Genomic DNA, 17520 nt, shown 5'->3' on the forward strand with positions numbered 1-17520 from the left:
GACGAGCGCTGCGCCTGTCACCTCCATCGCCTGCCCCAGGCTCACCGCGCCCGCTTCGACTGGATGCCGATCTGCCAGGCGATCAAGTGCGACCTTACCTCTTTATGCCAGCTCCGATGATTCGCAAATCCCCAATCAAGACCCTCTGGCAATGAAGACCCTGGCCGAAGCCCGCGATGCCATCGATGCCCTGGATCAGCACATCCAGCGTCTGATCTCCGACCGCGCGCGCATCGCCCAGCAGGTGGCGCGCATCAAGCAGAAGCAGGGCGACACCGGCGATCACTACCGTCCCTCGCGCGAAGCCGAGGTGCTGCGCCGCGCAATGGAGCGCAACCGCGGTCCGGGGGGCGGGCCGCTGACCGACGAGGTCATCGCGCGCCTGATGCGCGAGATCATGTCGGCCTGCCTCTCGCTGGAGTCGCCGCTGACGGTGGCCTATCTGGGTCCCGAGGGCACCTACACGCAGTCGGCTGCGCTCAAGCATTTCGGCGACGCCGTCACCGTGCGTCCGCTCACCGCCGTGGATGAGATTTTCCGTGATGTGGAATCCGGCGCCGCCGACTACGGCGTGGTGCCGGTGGAGAACTCCATCGGCGGCGTGGTCACCCACACGCTCGACGCGCTGGTGCACACCAAACTGCGTATCTGCGGCGAGGTCATGCTGCCGGTGCACCATCACCTGCTGTCGCGCGAGACCTCGCTGACCGCGGTAAACACCGTCTATGCGCATCCGCAGTCGTTCGCCCAGACCCGCAAATGGCTGGACTCGCGCCTGCCCCGGGCCGAGCGCGAACAGGTTTCCAGCAACGGCGAGGCCGCGCGCATCGCCGGCGAACGAGGCGGCGCCGCCATCGCCGGGCTGCCCGCCGCGCGTCTGTACGGCCTCAATATCCTGGCTTCCAATATCGAGGACGATCCGGGCAACACCACGCGCTTCCTGATCATCGGCAAACATGATCCCAGTGCCACCGGCAGCGACCTGACCTCTTTCGTGGCCACCGCGCACCGCAACCAACCGGGAGCCCTGTTCACCCTGCTCAAGCCCTTGGCCGATGCGCAGATCGACATGACCCGTATCGAATCGCGTCCGGTGCGAGGCTCGCCGGTACCGGACTACTACTTCTTCATCGACTTTGGTGGACACAGCAGCGACCACGCGGCTCGTGCCGTGCTCGACCAAGTGCGCGCCAATGCCGCGTTCTTCAAAATACTGGGCTCCTATCCCAAGGCCGTGATGTGATGACAGCGCCCAACCCGCCATTCGATTTCGACCCGCTGACCCGCAATGCGCTGCCCGGCGTGCTCCGCATCCAGGCCTATACCCCGGGCATGCCCATCGACGAACTGCAGCGCCGGCTGGGTCTGGCCGACGTGGTCAAGCTCGCCTCCAACGAAAACCCCCTTGGGGCCAGTCCGCGCGTACAACAGACGCTGGCGAATGCTGCCCACAGCGACAATCTGGCGCTGTATCCCGACGGCAGCGGCTTCCGCTTGAAGCGCAAGATTGGGGAGTACCACGGCATCGCGCCTGAACGCGTCACTCTGGGCAACGGCAGCAACGACCTGTTGGAATTCCTGTCGCGCATCTACGCTGGCCCCGGACGTGCCGTGATGTACTCGGACTTCGCATTCGCGGTCTATGCACTGGCTGCGCAGGCGCAGAACGCCGACAGCGTGGTGGTGCCGGCTTACCCGGCAGACCATCCGATGGCATACGGACATGATCTGGAAGCTTTTGCACATGGCCTGCGGCAGCGCCCGGATGTGAGCCTGGTCTTCATCGCCAATCCCAACAACCCGACCGGCACCTGGAATGCGCCGCAGGAGATTCTGGGTTTTCTGGAACAGGTACCGCCGCATGTCATCGTCGCGTTGGACGAGGCTTACTGGGATTACCAGGACCCGGCGTTGCGCCCGGATGCACGGCCCTGGCTGGAGCGCTTTCCCAACCTGGTGATCACCCGAACCTTCTCCAAGATCTACGGCATCGCCTCGCTGCGCGTGGGCTATGCACTGTCGCATCCGACGGTGGCCGATCTGCTCAATCGCGTACGGCAGCCATTCAACAACAACAGCTTTGCGCTGCTGGCGGCGGAGGCGGCACTCGACGATCAGGACCACGTACGGCACTCCATTGCGCTCAACACACAGCAGCGAGCGTCGCTGGAGACCAGGCTGCGCGAGCGCCGACTGACCGTCCTGCCGTCGCAAGCCAACTTTCTGACCGTGGGTTTCGGTCGCGATGCGCGAGACATCCATCAAGGCCTGCTGGAACGCGGCGTCATCGTGCGGCCGATGGGGTCCTACGGCTTGCCGGAGTTTCTGCGCGTCACCGTCGGCACTGCTGAGCAGAATGAGCGTTTCCTCGACGCGCTGGACCCAGCGCGATCCGCGTGACGCGGCTGGCGGTCATCGGATTGGGTTTGATCGGCGGCTCCCTGGCGCGGGCGCTGCGCGCCACCCACGGCGTCTCGCACATCGCCGCCTACGATCCGGACCGCGAACAGGCCCGACGCGGAATCGAGCTGGGCGTGATCGATGTCGCCGCCCCTAGCGCTGCCGAAGCCGCGCACCGCGCCGACGTGGTTGTACTCGCTGTGCCGGTCCTGCACACCGCAGAAGCCGCGAGTGCGGTGAAGGCGGGTTTGGCGCCCGATGCGATCCTCACCGACGTTGGCAGCACCAAGGTTTCGGTGCTCGAAGACCTGACCCGGGTGTTCGACGGGCTGCCACCGCGCTTTGTCGCGGCACATCCGATCGCCGGCACCGAGAAGAGCGGGGTGGCAGCGGCCCGCGCAGACCTGTTTCGCGGTCATCGCGTCGTGCTCACACCGCATGCTTCTCAGGACGCTCAAGCGCTCGCCACGGTGCGCGGCCTGTGGGAGTCGGTAGGCGCGCGTGTGGTGGAGATGGACGCCCACTGCCACGACGCCATCTTCGCCGCAACCTCGCACCTGCCGCACGTTTTGGCATACGCCTTCGTCGACATGCTCACGCGACTGGACAACGCCGCCGATATCTTTCCCAACGCGGGCGGCGGCTTTCGCGATTTCACCCGCATCGCCAGTTCCAGCCCGGAAATGTGGCACGACATCGTGCGCGCCAACCGCGTCGAGGTGACCGGGCTGCTGGAGCGGCAGATCGGCGAACTGCAGGAACTGCTGGCGCTGATGCGCGATGAGCGCTGGTCCGAACTCAAGCAGCGCTTCGCACGTGCGCGTGCAGCGCGCGAGCGCTACCTCCCCCATATCGAGTGAACGTCGCATGATGGAATTACTGGCCAGTCCCGACGCCTGGATCGCGTTCTTCACCCTGACGATGCTGGAGCTGATCCTGGGCATCGACAACATCGTGTTCATCAGCATCCTCGTGGACAAGCTGCCGGCGCACCAGCGCGATCTGGCGCGACGGATCGGGCTGGGTGCGGCCATGGTGATGCGCGTCGGTCTGCTGTTCGTACTGACCTGGATCATCGGCCTGACCCAGCCCTGGTTCGAGGTGATGGGGCAGGGCATTTCGGGCCGCGACCTAGTCCTGATCGTGGGCGGCCTGTTCCTGTTGTGGAAGGCCACCATGGAGATCCATGAACTGCTCGAAGGCGTCGAGGGTCACGCGTCATCCAGAGTGGCACCCACCTTCACCGCCGTGATCGTGCAGATCATGCTCATCGACATGGTGTTTTCACTGGACTCGATCATCACCGCGGTCGGCATGGTCGACGAGATCGAGATCATGATCGCCGCGGTCATCGCCTCGGTGACGCTGATGATGCTGTTCGCCGGACCCATCGGCCGCTTCGTCTCGGCACGCCCGACCATCAAGATGCTGGCACTGTCGTTCCTGTTCCTGATCGGCGCGGTGCTGATCGCCGGCGGTTTCGATCACGAGGTCCCGAAGGGCTACATCTACTTTGCGATGGCATTTTCCATCGTGGTGGAGATGCTCAACATCCGTTTGCGCAAGCGCTCGGTGGCACCGGTGCAGTTGCATCAGCCCTACAGCACGCACGAAGAAGGCAAGAGCACGTGAGCAGCACGAATCCGGTGAACTGGACCGTCTCCCCAGGGGGCGTGCCGCGCGGCACCCTGAGGGTGCCGGGCGACAAATCGATCTCGCATCGCTCGGTGATGCTCGGCTCGCTGGCCGAAGGTGTCACCGACGTAACCGGCTTTCTCGACGGCGAGGATTGCCTGTGCACCATGAAGGCCTTTCAGGCCATGGGCGTGCGCATCGAGCGCCTCGGCGACACCCGCTTGCGTGTGCATGGCGTGGGGTTGCGCGGTCTGAAAGCAGTGGGCGGGGCGCTGGACCTGGGCAACTCCGGCACGTCGATGCGGCTGATGTCCGGCCTGATGGCGGCGCAGAATTTTGGAACCGTGATGGTCGGCGACGCCTCGCTGTCGCGACGCCCGATGAGGCGTGTGATCGAGCCGTTGACGCGCATGGGCGCGCACATCGACTCGAACGACGGCAAGGCGCCGCTGCACCTGCACCCGGTCGACCGCCTGTGCGGTATCGAACACGTGTCCGCCGTGGCCAGCGCCCAGGTCAAGAGCTGTGTCCTGCTGGCCGGTCTTTATGCCCAGGGAGACACCACGGTGATCGAGCCAGAGGCCTCGCGCGACCATACCGAACGCATGCTGCAGGCGTTCGGCGTGCGGCTGCAGGTCGCGCCCGGCCGGGTCCGCATTCACGATGGGCAGGTCCTCCATGGCACTGCCATCCCAGTACCGGCCGACATCTCTTCCGCCGCATTCTTCATGCTGGCCGCGGCGCTGGTTCCCGGTTCTGACCTCATCCTGCAGGACGTCGGAATCAACCCCACCCGCACCGGTGTCATCGATATCCTGCGGGCAATGGGTGCGAGCATCGAGATGTCCGATGAGCGCACCTTCGGTGGCGAGCCGGTGGCCGATCTGCGCGTGCGTGGGCAGGGCCTGCGCGGCGTCGCCGTGGATCCAACGCTGGTGGCCTCGGCCATCGATGAGTTCCCTGCGGTTTTCGTCGCTGCCGCTTGCGCGGAGGGCGAGACGCTGGTGACGGGTGCGGAGGAATTGCGGGTGAAGGAATCGGACCGGATTCAGTCCATGGTCGACGGCTTGGTGGCGCTTGGCATCGAAGCGGTGGCCACACCGGACGGCGCGCGCATTCGCGGCGGACAGTTCAGGTCCGGCCAGATCGATTCGCACGGGGACCATCGTGTTGCCATGTCGTTCGCGATGGGGGCGCTGCGCGCCAAGGGCGATATCCGCATTGCCGACGTCGCCAACGTCAGCACCTCTTTCCCAGGCTTCGCCCGCTTGGCGACGCAGGCGGGGCTGCGAATTCGCCTCTGAGCCAGGGTCAGTCGCGAAGGACACGCATAGCCGCAGTGGCGTTCGTGCGCGAACCAAATCTCATCACCAGCGCGTCCCGGGACGGATGCCAAACCGAGCGACGACCAAGCGCCCAGGAACCAACGCGTTCCCGTTAGACTTGCAGCGCAAACATGTTCTGCATGCCCCAGGGTCTATTGCATGGCGCCACTTTTTACTCCGCTAAGGATCGCTATCGGACCGGGGCTGCCTGTTCCCTCCGCTCGGCGGTATAAAACGACAACTTCTGCATCGTACGCGTTGGCGAAATGCTGGAGGACGTGACTGCCAGCCATCACCCGCTGCTGTCCGTCGCGGCCGACGGGCCGCTTTCTGCTCGGGCCGGAGTCGTGGGGCAAGCCTTGTGAAGCCAATCTTGCAATGGCGTTGAACCTTGTACCCGTGGTGACCGTGGACGGTCCGTCCGGCGTGGGCAAGGGAATGGTCGTGCGCGCACTGGCTGCCAGATTGGGCTGGCATCGGCTGGACAGCGGTGCGCTGTATCGAATCTTGGCGGTGGCCGCGCAAGACCGGGGCATCGCGTTGGAGGACACGCAGGCGGTTGCGGCTCTGGCCGCCGATCTCGAAATTCGGTTCGAAGGGCGGACCGAAGAGGACGAGGTGATCCTGGTTGACGGAGTCGATCGGGTTGATCAGGTACGTTCGGAAGCCGCGGGTGGCCTGGCCTCCAGGATTGCCGCGGCACCGCCGGTCCGGGCCGCGCTGATGCAGCGCCAGCGCGATTTTCGTCGACTGCCCGGTCTGGTTGCCGACGGTCGCGATATGGGCACGGTGGTGTTCCCGGATGCGACGCTCAAGCTGTTTCTGAACGCCAGCGCCGAGGAACGCGCGCGCCGCCGCGCCGCACAGTTGAGCGGCCGCGGGCAAGCCGTTATCCTCCACGACCTTTTTGCGGAAATCCGCGCGCGCGACGAGCGTGATCGGAACCGGTCGGTGGCGCCTCTGGCGCCAGCTCCCGATGCCGTCGAGATCGACACCAGTTTCCTGAGTCCTGCTCAAGTACTTGAACGGATTGACGAACTTCTGAAGACCCGAGGCTTTATCCGCTGACGCCCCAGGGCGTCAGTTTTGTTTTTGACGCGGTATTCGCGGTACGAGGGCCGAACCGGAGCGGCCTTTCGACTATCCATAACCTGCCTCTCCGGCTCGCGGCAGATCAGACGTGAGCGATTTTTAATGAGCGAAAGTTTTGCGGAGCTGTTCGAACAAAGCCTGAGCGGCGGCCAGTCCATGCAACCCGGCACCATCGTCAACGCGATCGTGCTCGAAGTGAAGCCGGACGTGGTCATCGTCGACGCCGGACTCAAGTCCGAAGGTGTGATCCAGCTGTCCGAGTTTGCAGTGGATGGCGAGATCACCGTTGCAGTTGGCGATCAAGTGGAGGTCGCACTCGAACAGATCGAGAACGGCTTCGGCGAAACCATCTTCAGCAAGGAAAAAGCCGAGCGGATCAAGACCTGGGAACGCCTGAACAAGGCCTTCGAGGGCAAGGAAACCGTCATCGGCATCATGACCGGCAAGGTCAAGGGCGGCTTCACGGTGGACATCGGCACGGTCCGCGCCTTCCTCCCCGGTTCGCTCGTTGATGTGCGTCCGGTGCGCGACACCAGCTACCTCGAGGGCAAGCCGCTCGAGTTCAAGGTCATCAAGCTCGATCGCCTGCGCAATAACGTGGTCGTGTCGCGCCGCGAAGTGCTGGAGGCCGAGTACAGCGCCGAGCGGGATTCTCTGCTGCAGAACCTGCAGGAAGGCATCGTCCTCAAGGGCGTGGTCAAGAACCTTGTCGAGTACGGCGCGTTCGTGGACCTCGGTGGCATCGACGGCCTGCTGCACATCACCGACATGACCTGGAAGCGGATCAAGGATCCGGCCGAAGTCGTACAGGTCGGCACCGAAATCGAGGTCAAGGTCCTCAAGTACGACCGCGAGCGCCGCCGCGTGTCGCTGGGCCTCAAGCAGCTGGGTGCCGACCCCTGGGTCGACATCGCGCGTCGCTATCCCGAGAAGACCCGCATGTTCGGCAAGGTCACCAACATCACCGATTACGGCGCGTTCGTGGAGATCGAGCCCGGCGTCGAGGGCCTGGTCCATGTGTCCGAAATGGACTGGACCAACAAGAACATCAACCCCGGCAAGGCGGTCGTGATCGGGCAGGAAGTCGAAGTGATGATCCTCGATATCGACGAGGAACGCCGCCGCATCTCGCTGGGCATGAAGCAGTGCGTGCCCAATCCCTGGGAGGAGTTTGCTCAGAACTTCCAGAAGGGCGACAAGGTGTCGGGCCAGATCAAATCGATCACCGATTTCGGCATCTTCATCGGCCTCAACGGCGGCATCGACGGCTTGGTGCACCTGTCCGATCTGGACTGGAACGACGATGGCGCCAATGCCGTGCGTCGCTATTCCAAGGGCATGGACGTGGACGCAGTGGTGCTGGCGATCGACGCGGCCCGCGAGCGCATCTCGCTGGGCGTCAAGCAGGTGGCGCAGGATCCGCTCACGCAATTCATTGCCGAGAACACCAAGGGCAACATCGTCAAGGGTACGGTCAAGAGCGTCGAAGCCCGTGGGGCCGTGATCGACCTGGGCAATGGTGTCGAGGGTTACATCCGCGCCAACGATCTTTCGCGCGAGCGTGTCGAAGATGCACGGACGGTGCTCAAGGATGGCGATTCGCTGGAAGCGCGGTTTATCGGCGTCGACCGCAAGAACCGGGTCATCAGCCTGTCGGTGCGTGAAAAGGAAATCCAGGAAGAAGCCGAGATCGTTACCGAGTACAGCCGCAACGCCTCCACCGGCCGCACCAGCCTGGGCGATCTGCTCAAGCAGCAGATCGGCGGATCGGATTCTAACTAACGTCTGTATCTTTCCGAAAACAAAAGAAAAAATTCGGGGCCGCGCTTGCGCGGCCCTTTTTTTTGCCCTATCGTCTGTGGACTTTCGCAGCGCAATCGAGTCCGACAGGGCCCTTTTCATGACCAAGTCCGAACTGATCGAGCGCCTTGCGGCGCGCCAGACCCATCTGATGCACAAAGATGTTGAGCTCGCCGTCAAACATATCCTGGATCGCGTCAGCTTGGCGCTGGCACGTCAGGATCGTGTTGAAATCCGTGGGTTTGGCAGTTTTGCGCTGCATCACCGGCCGAGCCGCGTCGGTCGCAATCCGAAGACCGGCGAGCCGGTGACCATTCCGGCGAAGCACGTGCCGCATTTCAAGCCGGGCAAGGAAATGCGGGAACGGGTCAACTCCGGAGCGGCTTTCGGACCCTCAGGGGATTAGTTTGATCCTACGCATCCTCGCCCTGCTGGCGCTCGCGATCTTTCTGGTGCTAGGCGCATCGGTGGGATATTTCAACGCCCAGACTGTGGAGTTCGATTACCTCGCCGGCAAAATCGAACTGCCGCTGATCGCGCTGGTGATCGGTGAGTTCGTGCTGGCGGTACTGCTCACCCTGCTGATCTGCATGGGGCGCATGCTGGCGCTCAAGAACGAAGTCCGGCGCCTGCGCAAACAGATCCTGAACACCGACGCCGAACTGAAAGCCCTGCGCGAACTGCCGCTCAAGGATGCTTGACAGCACGCTAGGCTGGATCCTGTTTCCGCTTGGGACGGCGCTGGGATGGTATCTGGCCCGCCGCGCGCCGGGCGGCAATTACCCGACGCGACCGACGCAGAACGGCCCGCTGGAAGGCATCAGCACTCTCGCCAACGACGACCCCGACCAGGCGGTCGCGGCCCTGCTCGGAGTGGACGAGCTGACCGAGGAAGCGGTGGAGCTGCAGCTCACCCTCGGCAGCCTGTTCCGGCGCCGAGGGCAGGTGGATCGCGCGTTGCGGGTGCACGAGGGATTGCTGTCGCGCGACACGCTGACCCCGCAACAGCGCAATCGTACCGAGTTCGAGCTGGCCGAGGACTACCACAAGGCCGGCGTGCTGGACCGGGCCGAGCGCATCTACAGCGGCTTGGCCGACCGCGGGTTCAAACTGCTGGCCTGCCTCGAGGCTCTGGTCGCGATTCACGAAAGCTCGCACGACTGGCCCAGTGCGATCGAGGTGAACCGTCGCCTGGAAGCCGCCAGCGGCGAGTCCCGGAGGTTTGTGGTCGCGCAATGCCGTTGCGAGATGGCCGAAGACGCCCGTCGCGCCCAGCGCCCCGACGAGGCGCTGGCATTGGCCAGGCAAGCATTGAATACCGACAAGAGCTGCGCACGCGCCAGCCTGCTGATTGGACGCCTGTGCGCAGAGCGCGGCGACTGGTCCGCCGCGACCGACGCCTACGCACGCGCGGCGCAGCAGGAGCCCAAACTACTGGCCGAAGTCGTCAGGCCCTTGTGGCTGTGCTGTCGCGATTGGGGGCGCCCAGAGTACTTCGTGCAATGGATGGACGACCTGCCGCCAGACCGAAAGGGTGGCGCGACCGACGTAGTGCGTGCCGAACTGCTGCGCGAAACGGCTATGGACGCCGACGACTACCTGCTCGATGCGTTCGAGCAGACGCCGACTTGGAGCGTGCTCGAACAGATCGCGACGCTCGAAACCGAGGTCCCCGAACTGCAGATGCGCCGTTCGCAGGTTTTGCGCAGTGCGGTCAAGACCATCAATGCCTCGCGACAGAAATACCAATGTCAAAGCTGCGGCATGAAGCCTGCGCAGCTGTTCTGGCATTGTCCGAGTTGCAAGCAGTGGGGCACGGTCTTTCCAATGACCGATCAGCTGGACATACAGAGCAGCCCGCTACCGTGATGCAACCGGAAACGGACCGGCGCTAGTCGCAAGATTCCGTCCGACCCGCGTCGCCACAGAGGCGAGCCCAGGCCTGACGCGCGCTGCGCGTATTGGTCTGCGGCTGATCCAGAAAATGGACCAGCGAAGTGCCGCTGGAAAAGCAGTACATCCGCCCCTGCCCATCGCGCCAATTGAGGGAGCAGTCTGCGCGAATCCGCTTTCCGGCAATCAGGCCGACCGGGTCGTGGCTGTCGAACTCGCCCACGGCGTCCGCGGGCACGAAGGCCTTCCAGATTCCAGTGTGAGTGGCGCTACCCGCTGCATGGACACCCCCGACCGCTGCGCCCCAGCTGAACAACGCCCACATCGATGTCCGGAAATCTCTCACGGCAGCCCTCCATTGCCTCACACCGTAGCGTCCCGATGATACGCCGGAGGCGTCGGGTCGCCGCCGAGGTCGCGTCGGCTGAAAGTCGGTTCAGATCGCGTTCACTGGAGCAATCGTAATTTCGTACGCGTCGAGTATCGGAAGGAGTGCGAAGATGAACAAATCGGTGATGCTCTTGGTGGCGGTCTTCGGCTTGGGCCTTGGTGTCCCGGCCATCGCAGACGATCGAGGCGATGCCGCCATCGGCAGCGCTCTGGGTGGAGTCCTAGGCGCCGTTGTAGGCAATGGCATGGGTGGCCAGAGCGGCGCTGTCATGGGCGCGGTGATCGGTGCAACTGCAGGAGCGTATATTGCCGTCGACGACGACGATGATCGCCGGCGTCATTATCGGAGCGACCGATACCGGGGTGATCGCGATCACCATCGCGACTACCGCCGACAGCCGCAGTACGTGCACTACGACAACCGGCATCGCCGATACGACAAGCATCGGGGCCGCGGCTGGAAGGGCGATCACCATCGCCGCCACGGTCACGGCCGCAGAGACGACTGAACACCCACTCAAAGCAGGCCATTGGCCTGCTTTTTTTTGCGGCGATTCCAGTCAGCGCCGAACCGTAGACCAAGTCGCGGTTGCGTAGCGTGGTCGCCGGGACCTCACCGTCGAAATGCTTGCTGCCAAAGCCGGGGGCGGATCGCACCTCCGCGGATTTCGCCCGGCCGTCGATCCTCTCGGGTGCGATCTCCCCCGTACGACTCGACGGTTTGGCGCCGCGCTGTCAGCGCAGCGTTCCCTTGCCGTCGATCCCCGCTGTGCGCTTACAACCTCGTCTTGCGGTTCAGGCTCAGGCCGCCATCTGCCTCAACATGTACTGCAGGACGCCACCGTGCTTGTAGTAGGACCACTCCATGGGAGTATTGATGCGCACGCGCGCCTTGAAGGTCTTGAAGGTGCCGTCTGCCTTCTTGGCGTGCACGACCACCTCGGTCGCGCCATCGGCCAGACCATCAAAGTCAAACACCTCGGTTCCGTCCAGGCCCAGGGATGTCGCGCTCTGCCCATCGACGAAGTTCAGCGGCAGCACGCCCATGCCGACCAGGTTGGCGCGGTGGATACGTTCGAAGCTCTCGGAGATCACCGCCTTGACCCCAAGCAGGATCGTGCCTTTGGCGGCCCAGTCACGGCTGGAGCCGGTGCCGTACTCCTTGCCGGCCAGCACCACCAACGGGATGTTCTTCTGGCCATACTTCATGGCCACGTCGTAGATCGGCTCCACCGGTCCGGCGGCGCCGTTGATGTAGCGGCTCACGCCGCCTTCTACGCCGGGGGTCATTGCGTTCTTGATGCGGGTGTTGGCGAAAGTGCCGCGCATCATGATCTGGTGATTGCCGCGACGGGAGCCGAAGCTGTTGAAGTCGGCTCGCTGCACCCCGTGCTCTTCCAGGTACTTGCCGGCAGGGCCGTCCTTCTTGATGTCGCCTGCAGGGCTGATGTGATCGGTGGTGATGGAGTCACCCAGTAGCGCCAGCACGCGCGCGCCCTTGATCGGCTGGATGCCCGGCGGGGTCATCGTCATGCCGTCGAAGTAGGGCGGGTTCTGGATGTAGGTGCTCCTGGAATCCCAGGGATAGGTTTCCGACTGCGTCACCTTGATGCTCTGCCAGCGTGCATCGCCCTTGAGCACGTTGGCATAGCTGGCCTTGAACAGATCAGCGGTGACGCTCTTGGCGACTTCGGACTGGATCTCCTGATTGGTCGGCCAGATGTCCTTGAGAAAGACGTCCTTGCCATCCTTGGACTTGCCGATGGGCTCGGAGGTGAGGTCGAGGTCGGTGCTGCCGGCGATGGCATAGGCAACAACCAGCGGCGGCGAGGCCAGGTAATTCATGCGCACGTCCTGATGCACGCGGCCTTCGAAGTTGCGGTTGCCCGAGAGCACCGCAGACACACTCAGTGTGTTTTCCTGGATCGCCTTGCCGACCGGCTCGCCCAGCGGACCGGAGTTGCCGATGCAGGTGGTGCAGCCGTAGGCGACGACGTGGAAACCCAGGTATTCCAGATCGTCGATCAGGCCCGCCTTGTTCAGATACTCGGTGACGGCCAACGATCCCGGTGCCAGTGAGGTCTTCACCCAGGGCTGGGTCTTGAGGCCCAGCGCTCGCGCCTTGCGCGCCAGCAGGCCGGCGCCGATCAACACGCTCGGGTTCGAGGTGTTGGTGCACGAGGTGATGGCGGCGATGACCACCGCGCCGTCCTTGAGCTGGAAGTTTTCACCCTTGTAGGTGACGTCGGCCGGCCCTTTGGAGGGGCGCAGTTTCTGCTCGCCTTCGAAGGCCTTGCGGAAATTGGCCTTGACGTCAGTCAGCAGCACGCGGTCTTGCGGACGCTTGGGTCCTGCCAGGGACGGCAGAATGCTGGCCAGATCCAGGTGCATGACATCGGTGTACTCGGCTTCCGGCGCCTCCGGCGTCCACCACATGCCTTGCGCCTTGGCATAGGCCTCGACGACCGCAATCTGCTCGTCAGAGCGCCCTGTCAAGCGCAGGTAACTCAGGGTTTCGGTATCGATGGGGAAGATGCCGCAGGTGGCGCCGTACTCGGGCGCCATATTGGCGATGGTGTTGCGGTCCGAAGCGGACAGATTTCCGACACCGGGCCCGAAGAATTCGACAAACTTCTCCACCACGCCGCGCTTGCGCAGCATCTCGGTGACGGTGAGCACCAGGTCGGTGGCGGTCGCGCCTTCGGCCAGCTTGCCGGTCACGCGCACGCCGATCACGTCGGGAATCAGCATGGACGAAGGCTGGCCCAGCATCGCCGCCTCGGCCTCGATACCCCCCACGCCCCAACCCAGCACACCGATGCCGTTGACCATGGTGGTGTGGCTATCGGTGCCGAAGCAGCTGTCGGGATACAAGACGCCCTGTTCGTTTTCGAATACGACGCGGGCCAAGTATTCAATGTTGACCTGGTGCACGATGCCGGTATCCGGAGGCACCGCCTTGAAGTTCTTCAGAGCTTCCTGGCCCCAGCGCAGGAAGGTGTAGCGCTCCTCGTTACGCTGAAATTCGACCTTGGCGTTCAGGTCCAGCGCATCCTTCGAGCCGTAGTGGTCGATCATCACCGAGTGATCGATGACCAGCTCCACCGGACACAAGGGATTGACCTTTGCGGCATTGCCGCCCAGCTTGGTGATCGCATCGCGCATCGCCGCCAGGTCCACCACGCAGGGCACGCCGGTGAAGTCCTGCAGAATCACCCGCGCCGGAGTGAAATTGATGTCCTTGGCCGGCAGATTCTTGAAGTCGGCGCCGGCCAGTGCCTCCACGTCCGCCGCGGTGGTGTTCTCGCCATCTTCGTGGCGCAGCAGGTTTTCCAGCAGCACCTTGATGGAGTACGGCAGGCGCGCGAGGTCATACTTCGGCTCCAGCGCTTTGAGGTTGTAGTACGAGTAGGTCTTGGACCCGACCTTGAGGCTGGCTTTGGACTTGAAGCTGTCCGACATGGCTGGAACTCCCGGATACCTGGCGATGGATGGACGCGCGCGCCGCGCGGCCGGCAATTATAGCGGGCCACGCGCACCGGTTTGCGGGCATTCTGGTGCGACCTTGACTGTTTGTGCGCAGCACGCGCCGAGACGGCAACTGACAATTTGCCGCGCCGGTGGCTCCAGGCGTCACGCCCTCGCGCAGGGTAGTGCGCTTCTGCCTATTGTTCGCTTCGGCGCGGTGCGCAGCATCGACGAGCGGACGCTGCGCACCGCTTCAGGCATGGCCGCCGCTCACGGACCGCACCCTGACGCCGGGGCACCTCGATTCCCGGCGTATCGAGTTCCTGTCGTCGACCTCTCCTGTTCGAGAGTCGGGCCGCGGCCCGCAGCGATCGGGCGCTCGAGCTGGGCCCCGGGTTATCGGCCGAACAGCTTGTCCATGGCCTTGTCCATCAAGCCGTCAACCGCCTCATCGGTGGCTTGATCGGCTTCCCCTTCCACGCGCTGCTCCACCCGCTGCTGCTGGCGCTCGGCCTTGTTGCCAAACAGGCCGCCGAAAGCCTGGCCCAGCCCGCCGCCACCAGAGGCACCGGCTTCGGCGTTGGCGTTGGCGTTCGCCGCGCCACCGCCGCCGAGCAAGCCGCCCAGATTCGGCATCTGGGTGGGCTCAGCCGGAAGCTCGAAACGCGACGCCGCAGGCGTCTGGTCGCTGAGGCTCACCACTCGAAAATCGTCGCCGTAACGCAGCACGCCAAAATCCCGATAGGCCTCTGCCAAGCGTTTTTCTTCTGCAGTTTCGGGCCGGTTGACCGCTGCCCGCATCTGGCTGCTCATCAGTTCCATCGCTTCGCGCATCTCGCGCGCCCGCGGGTCTTTGCTGAGAACCATCTGCTCGGTGGTCAGCTTGCCGTCGCCGTCTTCGTACTTGACTTCGAACACCTCGCCCGAGATGCCGGCAACCGTCTCGCCGCGTCCAGTGCGGGTGAGACTGACAAAGCGACCGACGTCATCCGGCCCCGATCCCGGGGTGTTGTTCATCATCGAGCCACCGAGCTGGCTCATCATGGCGCCGAGTTCCATCACCATGCCACCGGCAACGGTGTAGATCTTGCCGTCGCGCACGATCATGGTGCCGTCTTCGCTGCTCTGGGGTTGCATTCGCAGCAGCCCGGGGCGGTATTCCAGATTCATTCGCGCGCTGTCCTTGCCGGACCCGGCCTCGATCACCGCAGTCCCTGCCCACGAGATGTGGAAAGCACTAGCGGCGAAGACTGCCGCAACAACAATTAGTTGACGCATAACGATCTCCCTGAATTGGGGGTTGATTGGCTGTATAACCGCGAATCGGGGTCAGAACATATCGGGCTCACGCAGAAATCGCGAGCCTGTTCTGGGACGTGGGTCACGTCCATCGACACCAATGACACTCGCGGCCGTCGATTGCCACCACGCCTCGACCGCTCGGGTCGATTCCTTGCGCCCATATGCGCTGCGAATCTTTGGCGACATCTAGCAACACGATCGCGGACGCCATGGCCGCTTCGTGTCCGCTGATCGATACCGAAATCGCCATCACGCGCGCTGTTCGAAGGCGCCAGTACCGCCGAGATTGGGCAGAAAACGCGTCTATCGCTCTTCACGGTGCAGCCGGTATCGCAGATCCCCGCAGCGTCTTTTCTAGCGCATACCACCCAGCGGCATCGACAACAGTTCGGCGAGTGCCGGCAGCACTGCGCGAACTTCATCAACGGCGCCGGGACGCAGCCTGCGGTAAGCCATACGGATCGCACCGTTGGCGGATTGCGCGGCACATGCGTCGGCCACACCGAGCAGGGCGGCCACCGCCTGCTCCGAATGCGTCTGCAGGAACGGGCTAAACTGCGTCTGATTCGACTCCAGAAAACGCTGATACAAGGGCTCGAGAGCTTGCGTGAAATCCGGCAGCAGGCGACTCACGATGTCTCGCAAGCCCTGTGGCCGGATCGATTCGAGCAGAGACACAGCAGTCTGGAGTGGGATGCGGCTCAGGACACCGCGATCCGCGATCCTCTGTTGAATCAGCCCCACACACTGCGTGACCAGAAACTCGTGACGAACTTCAAGTTGCAGAGCATCGGCCAGGGTCGGCATACCGGGAACCACCAAGGTGAGTGACAACAACAGTGACAAGAACGCCGGCAAGCCTGGGTTGGCCAGCCTGCGCACGCGGCCGTTCGAACGCAACTTCGCGCTGACCAAGCTTGGCCTGGGCGCCGGGTCGCAGATCGTTGCGCATTCCATCGCCAATCTGTTTCGCGGTGAAGTCTCCCGCACCGAAGCGGACCGCGAGTTCTACCGCCGCCAAGCCGAAGTGCTGCGCGACGAACTCGGTCAGCTCAAGGGCAGCGTGATGAAAGCCGGCCAAATGCTGTCGCTGTATGGACAGTACTTCCTGCCCGAAGAGGCCGTCACCGTTTTGTCGCAATTGCAGGACGACACCCCCGCGGTGCATTGGCGCGTGGTGCAGCCGGTTCTGGAGCGTGCACTGGGCCGCTCGCGACTGGCGGAGCTGGAGGTCGACGAAAGGCCGCTGGCGGCGGCATCGCTGGGACAGGCGCATCGCGCCACCCGCAAGAGCGACGGCCTGCAACTGGTGGTCAAGATCCAGTATCCCGGCGTGGCGGACGCCATCGAGAGCGACATCCGCACCCTGGCACGGCTGATTTCGATGACGCGCATGGCGCCCAAGGGCCTGGACCTGGCACCGATCTTCGCCGAACTGCGCGAGATGCTGCACCGCGAGGTCGACTATTCGGCCGAGCGCAGCTTCACCCAGAGCTTCGGCGAGCGCCTGGCCGACGACCCGCGGTTCGTGGTCCCCGGCGTGCTCACCGAGTACTGCAGCGATCAGGTCATCACCACAACTTACGAGTACGGCCACCACGTCAAGGACGTGGCGGTGCAAGGACTGTCGCAGGAGCGGCGTAACGCGCTCGGTCGCGCCTTCGTGCAGCTGTTCGTGACCGAGCTGTTCGGCTGGGGGATGGTGCAGACCGATCCGCACTTCGGCAATTACCGTATCCGTCCCGATGCGGACGGACAGGATCGCATCGTGCTGCTCGACTTCGGTGCCACCCGCGTGTTCGGTCGCGGCTTCGTCGATCACTACGCGAACATCGTGCGCGGTGGCGTAGACCGCGATCGCGACCAGATCGTGCACGGCGCTGTCGGCATCGGCCTGATGGACGCGCAGTTCCCGAAATCGGTGCTCGACGCGTTCTGCGACATGTGCGAGATGATCACCGAGCCCTTTGCCGGCAACGACACCGGCCGCGTGCCGGCGCGGCTGCTCAATGCGCAGGGGGAGTACAAGTGGGGCGACAGCGACCTGCCCATGCGTGCTGGCCAGCTCGCCGCGAAGAACGCCTTTTCCAAGCACTTCCGCCTGCCACCGCGCGAGATCGTGTTCCTGCACCGCCGGCTGTCCGGCGTCTTCATCATGCTCGCGACCCTGCACGCCGAAGTCGACGCACGGCCGCTGTTGCTGGATGTGCTCTGA

General features: G+C 63.9%; 15 protein-coding genes. 12 read left to right on the forward strand and 3 right to left on the reverse strand.

Annotated features, from left to right (window positions below; translation table 11 throughout):
- Positions 1 to 151: 151 nt before the first annotated feature.
- The 11 genes from pheA (at position 152) to ACOOHP_RS09325 (ending at position 11044) form a co-directional block, all read left to right on the forward strand.
- Positions 152 to 1243: a prephenate dehydratase gene (gene pheA, locus ACOOHP_RS09275; RefSeq protein WP_420466159.1), complete on the forward strand. Its 1092-nt coding sequence runs from the start codon at positions 152 to 154 to the stop codon at positions 1241 to 1243.
- Positions 1243 to 2400: a histidinol-phosphate transaminase gene (hisC, locus tag ACOOHP_RS09280; protein WP_420466160.1), complete on the forward strand. Its 1158-nt coding sequence runs from the start codon at positions 1243 to 1245 to the stop codon at positions 2398 to 2400. The genes pheA and hisC overlap by 1 nt, the downstream gene beginning before the upstream one ends.
- Positions 2397 to 3260 (forward strand): prephenate dehydrogenase, encoded by an 864-nt coding sequence (locus ACOOHP_RS09285; protein WP_420466161.1) that lies wholly within the window; start codon positions 2397 to 2399, stop codon positions 3258 to 3260. The genes hisC and ACOOHP_RS09285 overlap by 4 nt, the downstream gene beginning before the upstream one ends.
- A 7-nt stretch (positions 3261 to 3267) precedes the next feature.
- Entirely contained in the window at positions 3268 to 4032 is a 765-nt protein-coding gene (locus tag ACOOHP_RS09290; RefSeq protein ID WP_420466162.1) for a TerC family protein, read from the forward strand.
- A 14-nt stretch (positions 4033 to 4046) separates the two neighbouring features.
- Complete coding sequence (gene aroA / locus ACOOHP_RS09295; RefSeq protein ID WP_420466163.1) at positions 4047 to 5339, forward strand: 3-phosphoshikimate 1-carboxyvinyltransferase; 1293 nt, start codon at positions 4047 to 4049, stop codon at positions 5337 to 5339.
- Positions 5340 to 5738: 399 nt separating this feature from the next.
- A complete protein-coding gene (cmk, locus tag ACOOHP_RS09300) occupies positions 5739 to 6428 on the forward strand; it encodes a (d)CMP kinase (protein WP_420466164.1) in 690 nt (229 codons plus the stop codon).
- Between the two features lie 126 nt (positions 6429 to 6554).
- Positions 6555 to 8234 (forward strand): 30S ribosomal protein S1, encoded by a 1680-nt coding sequence (gene rpsA / locus ACOOHP_RS09305; protein ID WP_420466165.1) that lies wholly within the window; start codon positions 6555 to 6557, stop codon positions 8232 to 8234.
- Positions 8235 to 8352: 118 nt separating this feature from the next.
- Entirely contained in the window at positions 8353 to 8658 is a 306-nt protein-coding gene (locus ACOOHP_RS09310; RefSeq protein WP_420466166.1) for an integration host factor subunit beta, read from the forward strand.
- Position 8659: 1 nt separating this feature from the next.
- Positions 8660 to 8953, forward strand: a complete 294-nt coding sequence (locus tag ACOOHP_RS09315; protein WP_420466167.1) for a LapA family protein — start codon at positions 8660 to 8662, stop codon at positions 8951 to 8953.
- Positions 8946 to 10121 (forward strand): tetratricopeptide repeat protein, encoded by a 1176-nt coding sequence (locus tag ACOOHP_RS09320; RefSeq protein WP_420466168.1) that lies wholly within the window; start codon positions 8946 to 8948, stop codon positions 10119 to 10121. The genes ACOOHP_RS09315 and ACOOHP_RS09320 overlap by 8 nt, the downstream gene beginning before the upstream one ends.
- A 539-nt stretch (positions 10122 to 10660) precedes the next feature.
- Complete coding sequence (locus ACOOHP_RS09325; RefSeq protein ID WP_420466965.1) at positions 10661 to 11044, forward strand: YMGG-like glycine zipper-containing protein; 384 nt, start codon at positions 10661 to 10663, stop codon at positions 11042 to 11044.
- Between the two features lie 292 nt (positions 11045 to 11336).
- Here the strand turns inward: ACOOHP_RS09325 and acnA are convergent, their stop codons facing one another.
- The 3 genes from acnA to ACOOHP_RS09340 all read right to left on the reverse strand — a co-directional run bounded on the left by acnA (position 11337) and on the right by ACOOHP_RS09340 (position 16112).
- Positions 11337 to 13997, reverse strand: a complete 2661-nt coding sequence (gene acnA, locus ACOOHP_RS09330; protein WP_420466169.1) for an aconitate hydratase AcnA — start codon at positions 13995 to 13997, stop codon at positions 11337 to 11339.
- A gap of 402 nt (positions 13998 to 14399) precedes the next feature.
- On the reverse strand, positions 14400 to 15281 hold the full coding sequence (locus tag ACOOHP_RS09335; protein ID WP_420466170.1) for a hypothetical protein: 882 nt from the start codon (positions 15279 to 15281) through the stop codon (positions 14400 to 14402).
- Between the two features lie 378 nt (positions 15282 to 15659).
- Positions 15660 to 16112 carry a DUF6918 family protein gene (locus ACOOHP_RS09340; protein WP_420466171.1) on the reverse strand — a complete coding sequence of 151 codons (453 nt, stop codon included), beginning with the start codon at positions 16110 to 16112 and terminating at the stop codon, positions 15660 to 15662.
- A gap of 16 nt (positions 16113 to 16128) precedes the next feature.
- Between ACOOHP_RS09340 and ACOOHP_RS09345 the strand changes: the two genes are divergently transcribed.
- Positions 16129 to 17520, forward strand: a complete 1392-nt coding sequence (locus ACOOHP_RS09345) for an ABC1 kinase family protein (protein WP_420466172.1) — start codon at positions 16129 to 16131, stop codon at positions 17518 to 17520.

This window comes from Panacagrimonas sp. (assembly GCF_965216805.1).
In the GTDB taxonomy this organism is placed as follows: domain Bacteria; phylum Pseudomonadota; class Gammaproteobacteria; order Nevskiales; family Nevskiaceae; genus Panacagrimonas.

What these genes read in the sequence shown, in the direction of transcription:
- ACOOHP_RS09320 (WP_420466168.1), top strand. Translation starts at nt 8,946, where the DNA reads ATGCTTGACAGCACGCTAGGCTGGATCCTGTTTCCGCTTGGGACGGCG.
- hisC (WP_420466160.1), top strand. Translation starts at nt 1,243, where the DNA reads ATGACAGCGCCCAACCCGCCATTCGATTTCGACCCGCTGACCCGCAAT.
- ACOOHP_RS09325 (WP_420466965.1), top strand. Translation starts at nt 10,661, where the DNA reads ATGCTCTTGGTGGCGGTCTTCGGCTTGGGCCTTGGTGTCCCGGCCATC.
- acnA (WP_420466169.1), bottom strand. Translation starts at nt 13,997, where the DNA reads ATGTCGGACAGCTTCAAGTCCAAAGCCAGCCTCAAGGTCGGGTCCAAG.
- ACOOHP_RS09335 (WP_420466170.1), bottom strand. Translation starts at nt 15,281, where the DNA reads ATGCGTCAACTAATTGTTGTTGCGGCAGTCTTCGCCGCTAGTGCTTTC.
- ACOOHP_RS09290 (WP_420466162.1), top strand. Translation starts at nt 3,268, where the DNA reads ATGATGGAATTACTGGCCAGTCCCGACGCCTGGATCGCGTTCTTCACC.
- rpsA (WP_420466165.1), top strand. Translation starts at nt 6,555, where the DNA reads ATGAGCGAAAGTTTTGCGGAGCTGTTCGAACAAAGCCTGAGCGGCGGC.
- ACOOHP_RS09340 (WP_420466171.1), bottom strand. Translation starts at nt 16,112, where the DNA reads ATGCCGACCCTGGCCGATGCTCTGCAACTTGAAGTTCGTCACGAGTTT.
- pheA (WP_420466159.1), top strand. Translation starts at nt 152, where the DNA reads ATGAAGACCCTGGCCGAAGCCCGCGATGCCATCGATGCCCTGGATCAG.
- cmk (WP_420466164.1), top strand. Translation starts at nt 5,739, where the DNA reads ATGGCGTTGAACCTTGTACCCGTGGTGACCGTGGACGGTCCGTCCGGC.
- ACOOHP_RS09310 (WP_420466166.1), top strand. Translation starts at nt 8,353, where the DNA reads ATGACCAAGTCCGAACTGATCGAGCGCCTTGCGGCGCGCCAGACCCAT.